The organism is Pseudomonas pergaminensis (assembly GCF_024112395.2).
In the GTDB taxonomy this organism is placed as follows: domain Bacteria; phylum Pseudomonadota; class Gammaproteobacteria; order Pseudomonadales; family Pseudomonadaceae; genus Aquipseudomonas; species Aquipseudomonas pergaminensis.
On the sequence record NZ_CP078013.2, the window covers coordinates 2,162,012 to 2,174,092 of the forward strand.

Sequence of the window (12,081 nt, forward strand, 5' to 3'; positions counted from 1 at the left end):
TGGATTGCGGGGCAGCAGTTGGAGAGTGGTCGGCTGCTAGGCCGACCGGTCTCAGAAACATGGCTACGGCATCAGCGCCTTGATCACCTCGTCCACATTAGTCTCCAACTCTGTCACCGGCTCTGCACCGTCCACATTCAACACCAGCAGTTTCGCCCCCCCGGCGCTCACCGCCGCCTTGACCGCCTCACTCGGCTGACGATGATGCAGCACCACCGCCACCTCGTTGTCCTTCAACTCGGCACTGAGTTTCTGCAATGCCTCAGGCGTCCAGTCAGCGTCCGGCCGCGCATCGGTACTCAGCACTTCCAGGTTCAAACTGCTGACCAAGTACGCGAAATGATCGCTCAGGCTGACCACGCTCAGGTTATCCACCTTGGCCAGTCGCGCTTCGCTATCGGCGGTGAGTTTGAGCAGGCGCTGCTTGAGGGCGGCGAGGTTAGCATCGATCTTCGGTTTGGCAGTGGAGGCCAGGCGGCTCAGGTCGGCGGCCAGCACGTCGGCCATGCGCCCCATATTGTTGCTCGATTGCCAGGGCTGGCTATTCAGGCCATCGGTGACTCCAGGCTGCACTGCGATGCCGGGCAAGCCGCCGTCCACCGGGCGTGCGGCGTCGACTTCGACGATGCGGATATTGCTGCGCCGCGCCACCGGGTACAGCGGGTCATCGGCCCACAGCGAACGCAGGCCGATGGCGGCGTCGGCATCCAGCGCCAACTTATTCAGGGCTGGGGCGCCACGGCCGGTGAAGTAGGACACTTGTCGCGAACCGGGCAGATTGGCCGGCGCGGCGCGTTCAAGCTGCACGTCGGTGCCTTTGAGCAGCACTTCAGCCAGGCCGTAGGTGATCGGCAACGAGGCCAGCACTTTGACCGGCTTTGCCGCGTGGGCAGCCGGTTTGGCCGCTTCAACCGCCATCAACGGCGTGGTGAACAAACAAGCGATGGCCAGGGCCAGGGGAGAAAGAACGGAGCGCATTATCCAAGATTCCCTTTAAGGCTGGGCACCGTGCCGCGCGCGATGGCGGCCAGGGCGAAGGCGATTCCGGCGACCAGGATGATGGCGGCACCGGACGGCACGGGCAGGTCGAAGATGATCGGCAGCAGGATCCCGCACAGGGTGCTGACGGTGGCAATCGCGACCGAGACCCAGAAGAAACCCTTGAGCGACTGGCTCAACAGGCGCGCCGCAGCGGCGGGAATCACCAGCAGCGCACCCACCAGGATCGCGCCGATGACCTTGACCGCCGCGACGGTGATCAGCGTCACCAGAATCACGAACAGGTAGTCCAGGGTCTTCACCGCTACACCGCGTACCGCCGCCAATTGCGGGTTGAAGCTGGCCAGCATGATGCGGTTGTACAGCGGCAGCGCCAGGGCCATCACCAGCGAACCGACCACTGCCAGCACCAGCAGGTCGTTGCCGTTGACCGTCAACACCGAGCCAAACAGCACGTTCTCGAGGATGTGCACGTTGATCTTGCCCGCCAGGATCAGCAGCAGGCTTGCGCCCAGCGCCAGGGACACCGACAGGAACACACCGATCAAGGTGTCCGGCGCCAGGCCGGTGCGGTTGCGCAGGTAGTTGAGCAGGATGCCGAACAGCAGGCAGTAGCCGAACAGCGCGCCATACGGGCCGGTGTAGGGTTCACCGAGCAGGATGCCTACCGCCACGCCGGTCAGCGCCGCGTGGCCGACCGCTTCGGAGAAAAACGCGAAGCGCTTGACCACCACCAGCGTACCCAGGCCGCCCAGCACCGGGCCGATCAGCAAACCGGCGAGCAGGGCATTGACCACAAAACCGTAGGCCAGCGCCTCCGGCAAATAGCCGGAAGAGGCCCAGCCCTGGACCATCAAGCGAAAGGCTTCATAACTCATTGCGCCGGGCTCCGAGGGTGAGTGGAGAACAGGGTGAGCAGGCGGTCCGGGGTCAACGCCTCTTTAGGCGTAGCGTCGAACAGCACGCGGCGGTTCAGGCCGGTCACACGGTCGGCCAGGCGACCCACCGCTTCCAGGTCATGCTCGATCCACAGCACGGTGATCCCGGCTAGGCGCCAGTCATTGAGCAGTCGTTCGAACACTTGGATGCCCGCTTCGTCGAGGGCCGACATGGGTTCATCCAGTACCAGCAACTGCGGCGCCGGGATCAGTCCCTGGGCCAGCAACACACGCTGGCGCTCACCGCCGGACAGCGCGCCCATGCGCCGCTTGCGTTTGTCTTGCATGCCGACGCGCTCCAGCGCATCGCCAATCGCGCCGGCGTAATGCTTGGACAGGCCCAGAAACGCCGGACGCCGTTGGCACATGGCCGCCATGAAATCATCCACGGTCATCGGCAACCCCCGGTCGAACTCCAGGGCCTGGGGCACATAGCCAATGGTGCCGGGCGTGGCTGGCCAGTGCAGGCTTAACCGTCCCTGATGAGGTGTCTGGCCCAGCAGTGTCTTGATCAGCGAGCTTTTGCCGCCGCCGTTGGGGCCGACCAGTGCGTGAATGCTGCCTGGCTGTACCTGGAAACTGACGTTATCGAGGATCACGGTGCGACCCAGGGTCAGCGATACCCTGTCGAACTCAAGGGTCGGGCCGACGCTGACCGCCTTCAGTTGCTCTGCTGCTGTCATGCCCCCGACTCCTGGATGGCCCGAACCACAGTGTTGAGGTTGCCGGTCATTTCCACTTCGTACTTCTCGGCGCTGTATTCGCCGTAGGAAATGTGCGACAGCGGGTACAGCTTGACCCCGGATTCACGCTGGATGGTGTCGACGTAGGTGGACGGGAAATCCATTTCCGAGAAGATCACCTTCACGTCCAGGGCCCGCAGTTCATCGATGGTTTTCTTCAACTGGCTCGGGCTTGGCTCGATCCCGTGGGCCGGCTCGACCACGGCAGTGACCTCCAGGCCGAATTCGCGCAACAGGTAGTCATAAGCCGCGTGCACGGTGGCCACGCGCAGGTCCGGGTTGGGGGCGCTGGTCAGCTTGGCCAGGGCATCGGCGCGCATCTGGCGCAGGCGCTTGCCGTAGGCGCGGGCGTTTTGGGTGTAGGTCTTGGCGTTGTCCGGGTCGAGTTTGCCCAGTTCGCGCGCGATGTTATTGACCTGGGCAATCGACGCACTGATCGACAGGAAGGTATGCGGGTTGACCACCTTGCCCGCACCGCGCGCGGCGTTACCGGTGGCGGCCAGCAGCGGCACGTTGGCGTTGGCCTCGATCACCGGGATATCCGGGCGTTCGCTGGTGGCGATCATGCGGTCGGCGAAATCATCATGGCCGACCCCGTTGAGCACGATCACGTCCAGGGTGCCGATGCGCTTGATGTCTTCGGCGCGTGGCTCGTAGGCATGCGGGTTGAAGCCGGCCGGAATCAGCGGCACTACCTCGGCCTTGTCGCCGACGATATTGGCCACATAGCTGTAATAAGGGTGCAGGGTGATGCCGATTCGCAGGCGTTTACTCGCCTCGGCATTGGCGAGCGGGGCGAGCATCAGGCTGAACAGGCCAACCAGCAGCAGGCGCAACAGGGGAGATGAAATGGACATGGGCAATCGGTCTTCTCGTTCAGTGACGGTGCTGGCGGGTGACGCCGGCATCGAATTGCGCAACCACTTGCTGCCAGCCGGCTGCGATCAGCGCCTGGTCAGTGAGGTCGGAGGGAGCGGCGAGGTTGGCTTGGCGATTGAGCCAGATATCCGGCTCGGCCCCGTGCACGCGCATCAACAGCGAGCCGCTGGTGGCGGGCGCCTGGCTCAAACCCAGGTAGGCCGAAGGTTCCAGCAACTGCCAACGATGATCACCCCGGCTGACCGAGCTGGCGTCCTGGGCAAATGGCGCGAAACCTTCTTCGGCCAGTTGCGCCGGGCTCGGCAGGGCGCTTTGTTCCTGCTGCAACAGCTGGATTTCATCCAGGGTCACCCGCAGGTCAGCGTAAATGCCTTGCTCGGCGGCGCTCAGGTCGCGACGGGCATCCAATTGGTGGCTGGGTATTGCCGCCACTTCCTGGGATTCACCGTGCAGCGCGATCACCGAACCCGCCACCGCAAGGATGATCAGGCACAACAACAGTACATAGAGGGTTTCGTGGCCGGCACCGGCGGGGCGTACAACCTGTGTGGTACTCATTGCGGCTGGATATCCGCTTGGTCGATTTCCACCACGTGGCCTGGGCCCGCATCAAACAGTACATAGAACTCGGCGGACGGCTTCTTGAAGGTCAGGGTCGAGTCCTCGCCAAGCTTGCCGGGCATCAGGATGGTTTCGTCGTAGCCGATCACGTCCAGGGTCACGCCGGGCGCGCCGCTGCCGTCGGAGAAGCCGCCTTTGCACTGGATCTGCTCGCCGGGGATTTCCTTGCACTCGCACATCGGGTTGTGGGCCAGGGCAAGAGTACTGAAGCCGGCGCTCAGCAAAAGAACGCCGCAGGCACGGGTCAGGCGCATCAAAGTCATGGTTTAACTCCTTGCTTGTTCAGCCAGGCAATAGTGGCAGGCGAGGCCTGGCTCAACGGGATGGAACCCTGGTGCATGCTGCCGTCCCAGCCTTCCATGGTGACCCACAGTTCGGCATCGGCTGGCGTGCGTTCCGGGATCGGCAGGCCGGCGCCCATGCGGTATGGGGTGCCGAAGAAGATCACCCCGGCGGCGCGCAGGCTGCGAGGCTTGCCGATACGCAGGTAGGTGGCCTTGACCTGGTTGGCGCAGGTGTCGCACAGGGCGGCATTGAAAAACTTCATCGGGCCGGCCGGGTCGGGGCGCGGGCCTTCATTGCGAAACTCCGCGAGGGTCAGGCTCCAGGGGCCTACCTGCACTTCACCGGCCACGCGCTCGCCGATGCCGGTGTCACCGCGAAACAACGCGGCGTCGGCGAAGTACTTGGGCATGAAGCCCAGGGGCACCAGCAACAGCAGCACATTGATATGAAAGCGCCACTTCAGCCAGAAGGCCCGCAGTGACGATGGCGGTACGGCAGCGACCTTGCTCATGAGTTGGCCTCCGAAGTTTCAGCCTGCAAGGCCGGGATGGACGCCGGCTGTTTTTGGGTCTTGGCTTCGCGCTTGAGGGCATTGAGGGTCGCCAGGGCGGTGCGCTTGGTCCAGATCAGCAGGCCGCTCAATACCATCATGCTCATGATCAGGCCGAAGAATGCCCAGATCAGCTTGATCCATATCCCGCCAAAGTCGCCGGTGTGCAGGGGGCGCATGGACTCGGTAACGAACTCCAGCTTCGAGCGGTCGGACAGCAAATGCGCCGCAGCGACTTCACCGTCATACGGGTTGATCTGCGCGGTCTGGAACATCAGCGGGTACCAGCCCCGGCCGCCGATCTGCAGGTGGCTGTAGGCGTTGAGCGGCAGGCTGACAAAACTCGCCTCCAGGCCAGGGATGCGCTGGGTGGCGATCTTGATTGCCTCGTCTACCGGAATCATCGGGGCCGGCACGCCGGGCGCCGACATCGGCACCTTCTCACGCGCAATCACCGGGATGACCGGTTCGGTGGAAATCGAAATCTGGTTGTCGCCCAGGAACGCCCGGATCAGGAACCAGATGCCGGTGACCGAGATCACCGCGATGAACCAGATCGACCAGATCCCGCTCAAGCGGTGGAAGTCGCCCCAGAAAATCCGTGCGCCGTGGCGGATACGCAGAGTCGGCCGCAGGAAGCCCTTCCAGAAACGCTTGTACACCACCAGCCCGGTGACCAGCGACGCCAGCAGCGGGATGCCGAGTGCCGACACCAGGTACCAGCCCCAGCTGTAGCCATTGGTGAATGGCACCAGCCACCAGCCGTGCAGGGCGCGGGTGAATTGCTGGAAGTTGAAGGACGGGCTGATGCCCTGGATCGCACCGGTATAGGGATTGACGTAGACCTCTACCGAGCGCCCGTCGGGGTAGCTGAGGTCGACGCTGAGGGCGAAATGGGATTCGTCGGGGCGGCTGATCGACTGGACGAACACCTGCGGTTCATCGCGCTTGATCGCGGCGATCACCTGGTCATAGCTCAGCGGTTCGGCATCATCCGTCGGCTTGCTCGCGCGGATATCCGGGTTGGCCAGCCAGACGATCTCCTGGCTGACCACCGCCAGGGTGCCAGTGACGCAGACGATCAGTACAAAGAACCAGATGGGCAATGCCAGCCAGCTATGTACGAGAAACCAGAGTTTGGAGCGTGACTTCTTCGACATGTGAATGAGGGTCTTGATCGGAGGGGGGCAGTGGAGGCCCGGAAAAGGCCAGTCGTAGCTTTTGCTGACGCGACAGGCTGTATCTAAATTAAGACGGATGAGAATGAGAAATCCCTAACCCGGATATGAAAGAAAATGTTTCAGGTTCACATTCAGGGCGTTTTAACGCCTCGATCGAACACGAAACATGTTCCCAGTCATCACCCTGGCGCCATTGATGGGGCGGTGGGGCTGCGTAGGATGAGTTCATGCCGTTGAGTGAGCGCCTACAAAAGTGAGCCCAGGAAAAATGACTGCCAGAACCCTCTACGACAAACACATCGACTCCCACACGGTGTGCCCCCTGGATGACCAGGGCCATGTCCTGCTTTATATAGATCGCCAGGTGATCAACGAATACACCAGCCCCCAGGCCTTCAGCGGCCTGCGCGAAGCCGGGCGCAATGTATGGCGCCCCGGCACGGCACTGGCCGTGGTCGACCATGTGAACCCCACCACGCCCAAGCGCATCGCGGCGATGCCGGATGCCGGCGGGGCGCGGCAGGTGTCCTACCTGGCCGAGAACTGCCGGGACTTCGGCATCGAACTGCTGGACATCCTCGACAAGCGCCAAGGCATCGAGCACGTGATCGCCCCGGAACAGGGATTTATCCTGCCGGGCATGGTGATTGCCGCCGGTGACAGCCACACCACCACCTACGGTGCCCTGGGTGCCTTCGGGTTTGGCATCGGTACCTCGGAAATCGAACACCTGCTGGCCTCCCAGACCCTGGTCTACAAGCGCCTGAAGACAATGCGCGTGAGCGTCGACGGCGAACTGGCGCCGGGCCTGACGTCCAAGGACGTGATCATGGCGCTGATCGGCAAGATCGGCGCCTCGGGTGCCACTGGCTACGCCATTGAGTTTCGCGGCGCGACCATCGATGCGTTGAGCGTCGAGGCACGCATGACTATCTGCAACATGGCGGTGGAAGCCGGTGCGCGGGGCGCGTTCATGGCGCCCGATGAAAAAGTCTTCGCCTACCTCAAGGGCAAGCCGCGTGCGCCGCAAGGCGAGTTGTGGGACCAGGCGCTGGCGGGCTGGCGCTTGCTGCACTCGGATGCCGACGCGGTGTTCGACCAGGAGGTGCAACTCGACGCCACTACCCTGGAGCCCATGGTCACCTGGGGTACCAGCCCCGACCAGGCCGCGCCCATCGGCGCCCGCGTGCCCGACCCGCAGGACGTCAGTGACCTGATCCTGCGCCAGGACATGCGCCGCGCCCTCAACTACATGGGCCTGCAAGCCGGCATGCCGCTGAGCGATATCGTCATCAGCCATGCATTCATCGGCTCCTGCACCAATGCCCGCATCGAGGACCTGCGCGACGCCGCCAGTGTGGTGCGCGGCAAGCACGTGGCCGAGCACGTACGGGCGATGATCGTGCCGGGCTCCACCGAAGTGCGTGACCAGGCTGAAGCCGAAGGGTTGGCCGCGATTTTTATCGACGCCGGCTTTGAATGGCGCCAGTCCGGCTGCTCGATGTGCCTGGCGATGAATGATGACGTGCTTGCCCCCGGCGACCGCTGCGCCTCCAGCACCAACCGCAACTTCGAAGGCCGCCAGGGCGCGGGCGCACGCACCCATTTGATGAGCCCGGCGATGGTCGCCGCCGCCGCCATTACTGGCCGCCTCACTGATATCCGCCACTTTGGAGCGCGCCCATGAGCCTGCAACCGTTCACCCTGGTCACCGGCAAGGCCGCGCCGATGCTGGCGGCCAATATCGACACCGACGTGATCATGCCCAAGCAGTTCCTCAAGGGCATCGACCGCAGCGGCCTGGACCGTGGGCTGTTCTTCGACTTGCGCTTCTTGCCCTCCGGCGAGCCCAACCCTGAGTTTGTGCTGAACCAGCCGGCCTGGCAGGGCGCAAGTTTCATGGTGGTAGGGCCGAACTTCGGCTGCGGCTCCAGCCGTGAACACGCGGTGTGGGGGCTGAAACAGATGGGCATCCGCGCCTTGATCGGCAGCAGCTTTGCCGGGATTTTCTATGACAACTGCCAGCGCAACGGGGTGTTGTTGATTACCCTGGACGAGGCGCTGCTGCAAACGTTGGGCAAGACCGTCAGCCAGGCAGACCAGGCGCAGATCAGTGTCGACCTTGAAGCCCAGCAGATTCGCCTGGCGAACGGCGAGGTGATCGGGTTCCAGATTGATACGTTGCGCAAGACGGCGTTGCTGCTTGGCCTGGACGCCATCGGCAGTACCTTGCAGCGCAGTGACGAGATCAAGGCCTTCGAACGCCAGCACCTGGCAGCCAATCCCTGGCTTAACTGACACACCTCAATCCCAATGTGGGAGCTGGCTTGCCTGCGATGGCGGACTGTCAGTTGATGCATCTGTAGCTGACCCACCGCTATCGCAGGCAAGCCAGCTCCCACAGTTGATCGGGTCTACACATCTAAATCGACAACCCTTTGAAATGCTCCTGCAAGAACTCCACGCAGGCGCGCAGCTTCCCGGAATACGCCAACCGTGTCGGGTACACCGCCCACACGTTGGCGCTCTGGGTGTAACCGTGCAGTACCTGCACCAGCTTGCCTTGTTCCAGCAGCGGCTTCACATCCCACATCGAGCGCAGCAACACCCCGCGCCCATCCAGTGCCCACTGCAGCACAATCTCGCCATTGTTCGATGACAGCGGCCCACGCACCCGCACGCTTTCCTGGGCGCCGTCGCGTTCCAGGTTCCAGATGCCAAACGCGTTATCGCGCTCCTTGAGCACCAGGCAGTCATGCTGTTCCAGGTCGCTCAACTGTTGCGGTGTGCCACGGCGCTGCAGATAAGCCGGGGCGGCGCACAGTACGCGGCGGTTGCTCACCAGCCGGCGGCCAATGTGTTGGCCGGGGATGTCATCGCCCACGCGGATCTCCAGGTCGAAGCCTTCGCTGACGATGTCCACCACGCGGTCGAACAGGTCCAGGCGGATTTCCAGGTCCGGGTATTGTTCTGCCAGCAGCGACAGGGCCGGGGCCACATGGTTGCGGCCGAAGCCGAAACTGCTGCACAAATGCAGGCGCCCACGGGGGCTGTCGTGGGCGTCGGAGAGTTCATCGGAGAGTTGCTGGAAGTCTTCCAGGATGCGCACGGCCCAGCGCTGTACTCGCTCGCCGTCTTCGGTCAGGGCGATGCGCCGGCTGGTGCGGTGCAGCAAGCGGGTGGCCAGGGTGGTCTCGAGGATCTGGATGCGCTTGCTGACATACGCGGGCGACAGCCCGAGCTCATCGGCTGCCGCTGCGAAGCCGGCCTTGCGGATCACGGTCAGGAACACCCGCAGGTCTTCGGGTAGGGGCACGGTATCTTTCTTGTTAGTCATCAGAAACAGGCGTGGCGGCATGAGCCGCCAGAATAGCACCGCTTGGGCGCGCCTTCCGGCACGCCCGGGTGTTGTCGCTTACTCGGCGGCCACCTTGGCCTGGGCCGCAGCCTCGGCAGCCCGAGCATGTCGGCCGCGCTTGAGCGCGATGGGGGCCATTTTTTCGCGGTCCAGCTCACCTTCCCAGGCGGCCACAACCAGGGCAGCCACGGCGTTGCCGATGATATTGGTCAACGAGCGGCATTCGGCCATGAAGCGATCGACGCCGAGGATCAACACCATCGCCGCCACCGGCACCGTCGGCACCACCGCCAGGCTGGCAGCCAGCGCCACGAAGCCCGCACCGACCACCGCACCTGCGCCCTTGGAGGTCAGCATGGCCACCGCCAACAGGGTCAACTGCTGCTCCAGTGGCAAGTGGATATTGGTGGCCTGGGCCAGGAACAGCACCGCCAGGGTCATATAGATGTTGGTGCCGTCGAGGTTGAAGGTGTAGCCGGTCGGCACCACGATGCCCACCACGCCCTTGGAGGCGCCCAGGCTTTCGAGTTTCTGGATCAGTTGCGGCAATGCCGACTCCGACGAGCTGGTACCGAGCACGATCAACAGCTCCGACTTGATGTAGCCCATCAACTTGAAAATGCTGAACCCGGCGTTGCGGGCGATGCTGCCCAGCACCACGGCAATAAAGAAAAACGCCGTGACATAGAAGGTGCCCACCAGTTTCAGCAGGGGCAGCAACGAACCGACACCGTATTTACCGATGGTGAAGGCGATCGCACCAAAAGCACCGATCGGTGCGACCCGGCTGATGATGCCGACGATGCGGAAGAACACTTCGCTGGCCTGATTGATCACGCCCACCAGTGGCCGGGCCTTTTCACCGACCATCACCAGGCCCACGCCAAACAGCACGGAGACGAACAGCACCGGCAGGATTTCACCCTTGGAAAACGCATCGAAGAATGTTGCGGGGATCACATGCAGCAGGAACCCGGTGACGCCTTCGCCATGTTCGGCCTGGCCGACAAAACCGGCGATGGCCGAACTGTCGAGGGTCTTCACATCGATATTGAAGCCCACGCCCGGCTGCAGCAGGTGCGCGGCGAGAATGCCGATCAACAGGGCGATGGTCGAGACCACCTCGAAGTACAGCAGCGCCTTGCCGCCGACCCGGCCCACCTGTTTCACGTCGTGCATGCTGGTGATGCCGGAGACCACCGTGCAGAAGATAATCGGGCCGATGATCATCTTGATCAGCTTGATAAAGCCATCGCCGAGGGGCTTGAGGTCGATGCCGATCTGCGGCCATTGATGGCCGATCAACACGCCCAGCGCGATCGCGATGAGCACCTGGATATACAGGGTTCCCAGCAGTTTTCTGATTGTCATTGTTATTATCTCGGTACGTTTCTTGGGGCAAAGCGAACCCGTCGCAGGCCATTGGCAGCCTGCGAGGCGGGTGGGTCAGGTCACGGGGTTACTAAGTGGTTCAGCGAAGGAAGCTCAGGACTTCGCCCAGCAGCAACTCGGGGGCTTCTTCGGCGATGTAATGGCCGGCCGGCAGGGCCTTGCCGCGCACGTCGGTGGCGACTTTCTGCCATTCCTTGAGCGGCTCGAAACAGCGGCCGACCGTGCCTTCGGCACCCCACATCACCAGCAACGGCAGGTTCAGGTGGTGACCGGCGTCGATGTCCGCCTGGTCGTGCTCAAGGTCGATACCGGCGGCAGCACGGTAGTCCTCACAGATGCCGGTGGCGGCACCCGGCAGTTGCAGGCAGCGCAGGTACTCGGCGAAGGCTTCATCGGTAAACGGCTTGAGCCCGGCGCTGCGACTGCCCATTACGCTGCGCAGGTACAGCGCCGGGTTGCTTTCGATCAAGGCTTCGGGCAACGGCGCCGGGCGGATCAGGAAGAACCAGTGCCAGTAAGCGCGGGCGAAGGCTTCGTCGGTCTGTGCATACATCGACAGGGTAGGGGCGATGTCCAGCAGCACCATGCGCTGCACCGCGGTGGGATGGTCCAGGGCCAGGCGATGGGCAACGCGGGCGCCACGGTCGTGGGCCAGCACCGAGAACTGTGCGAAGCCCAAGGCCTTCATCAGCTCGACGCCGTCCCCGGCCATTTCGCGTTTTGAATAGTTGGAGTGGTCGTCACTCGCCGGCGGCTTGCTGCTGTCGCCATAGCCGCGCAGGTCGGCGGCCACCACGGTGAAGTGTTCAGCCAGTTGTTCGGCGACTTTGTGCCAGATGACGTGGGTTTGCGGGTGCCCGTGCAACAGGAGCAGACCGGGACCTGTGCCGCCTTTGCGGTAGCTGATGTCCACGCCGTTGACGTGGCACTGGTCTTTTTGGAATCCGGCGAACATGGAATGACTCCTTGTAATGAGTGCCTGCATCCTGGAATCACGCGGCGTTCGGGGCAAGGGCAAAAACGTGGAGGGGTTGTTCATGAAGTGTGTAGGAGCGTGGATCTCCTGATCATCGAAAATCCAGTGTGGGAGCGGGCTTGCTCGCGAATGCGGTGGATCAGCCAGTGCATCCAGAAC

Annotated in this window: 13 protein-coding genes; 2 read left to right on the forward strand and 11 right to left on the reverse strand. The window is 63.1% G+C overall.

Going from position 1 to position 12,081, the window contains the following annotated elements; all coding sequences use genetic code 11:
• Positions 1-63: 63 nt before the first annotated feature.
• The 8 genes from KUA23_RS09945 to KUA23_RS09980 are packed head-to-tail and all read right to left on the reverse strand — an operon-like array spanning position 64 to position 6,175.
• Entirely contained in the window at positions 64-978 is a 915-nt protein-coding gene (locus tag KUA23_RS09945) for a metal ABC transporter solute-binding protein, Zn/Mn family (RefSeq protein ID WP_252993853.1), read from the reverse strand.
• Positions 978-1,877 (reverse strand): metal ABC transporter permease, encoded by a 900-nt coding sequence (locus tag KUA23_RS09950; protein WP_010211603.1) that lies wholly within the window; start codon positions 1,875-1,877, stop codon positions 978-980. The genes KUA23_RS09945 and KUA23_RS09950 overlap by 1 nt, the downstream gene beginning before the upstream one ends.
• Positions 1,874-2,620, reverse strand: a complete 747-nt coding sequence (locus KUA23_RS09955; RefSeq protein WP_099493843.1) for a metal ABC transporter ATP-binding protein — start codon at positions 2,618-2,620, stop codon at positions 1,874-1,876. Before KUA23_RS09955 ends, KUA23_RS09950 begins: the two co-directional genes overlap by 4 nt.
• On the reverse strand, positions 2,617-3,537 hold the full coding sequence (locus KUA23_RS09960) for a metal ABC transporter substrate-binding protein (protein ID WP_078047702.1): 921 nt from the start codon (positions 3,535-3,537) through the stop codon (positions 2,617-2,619). Before KUA23_RS09960 ends, KUA23_RS09955 begins: the two co-directional genes overlap by 4 nt.
• Positions 3,538-3,556: 19 nt before the next feature.
• Positions 3,557-4,117 (reverse strand): DUF6162 family protein, encoded by a 561-nt coding sequence (locus KUA23_RS09965; RefSeq protein ID WP_078047703.1) that lies wholly within the window; start codon positions 4,115-4,117, stop codon positions 3,557-3,559.
• On the reverse strand, positions 4,114-4,443 hold the full coding sequence (locus KUA23_RS09970) for a hypothetical protein (RefSeq protein WP_078047704.1): 330 nt from the start codon (positions 4,441-4,443) through the stop codon (positions 4,114-4,116). Before KUA23_RS09970 ends, KUA23_RS09965 begins: the two co-directional genes overlap by 4 nt.
• Complete coding sequence (locus tag KUA23_RS09975; protein ID WP_252993854.1) at positions 4,440-4,976, reverse strand: thiamine pyrophosphate-binding protein; 537 nt, start codon at positions 4,974-4,976, stop codon at positions 4,440-4,442. The genes KUA23_RS09970 and KUA23_RS09975 overlap by 4 nt, the downstream gene beginning before the upstream one ends.
• On the reverse strand, positions 4,973-6,175 hold the full coding sequence (locus tag KUA23_RS09980) for a PepSY-associated TM helix domain-containing protein (RefSeq protein ID WP_078047706.1): 1,203 nt from the start codon (positions 6,173-6,175) through the stop codon (positions 4,973-4,975). Before KUA23_RS09980 ends, KUA23_RS09975 begins: the two co-directional genes overlap by 4 nt.
• 289 nt (positions 6,176-6,464) lie before the next feature.
• Between KUA23_RS09980 and leuC the strand changes: the two genes are divergently transcribed.
• Together leuC and leuD are read left to right on the forward strand one after the other, a co-directional pair.
• Positions 6,465-7,883, forward strand: a complete 1,419-nt coding sequence (leuC, locus tag KUA23_RS09985; protein WP_078047707.1) for a 3-isopropylmalate dehydratase large subunit — start codon at positions 6,465-6,467, stop codon at positions 7,881-7,883.
• Positions 7,880-8,494 (forward strand): 3-isopropylmalate dehydratase small subunit, encoded by a 615-nt coding sequence (leuD, locus tag KUA23_RS09990; RefSeq protein ID WP_078047708.1) that lies wholly within the window; start codon positions 7,880-7,882, stop codon positions 8,492-8,494. The genes leuC and leuD overlap by 4 nt, the downstream gene beginning before the upstream one ends.
• 124 nt (positions 8,495-8,618) lie before the next feature.
• On the opposite strand, the gene KUA23_RS09995 is transcribed toward leuD, so the two are convergent.
• The 3 genes from KUA23_RS09995 to KUA23_RS10005 form a co-directional block, all read right to left on the reverse strand.
• On the reverse strand, positions 8,619-9,533 hold the full coding sequence (locus tag KUA23_RS09995; RefSeq protein WP_218248058.1) for a LysR substrate-binding domain-containing protein: 915 nt from the start codon (positions 9,531-9,533) through the stop codon (positions 8,619-8,621).
• Positions 9,534-9,611: 78 nt separating this feature from the next.
• Positions 9,612-10,925 carry a dicarboxylate/amino acid:cation symporter gene (locus KUA23_RS10000; RefSeq protein ID WP_099493840.1) on the reverse strand — a complete coding sequence of 438 codons (1,314 nt, stop codon included), beginning with the start codon at positions 10,923-10,925 and terminating at the stop codon, positions 9,612-9,614.
• A gap of 100 nt (positions 10,926-11,025) precedes the next feature.
• On the reverse strand, positions 11,026-11,901 hold the full coding sequence (locus KUA23_RS10005; protein ID WP_252993855.1) for an alpha/beta fold hydrolase: 876 nt from the start codon (positions 11,899-11,901) through the stop codon (positions 11,026-11,028).
• Between the last annotated feature and the right edge of the window lie 180 nt (positions 11,902-12,081).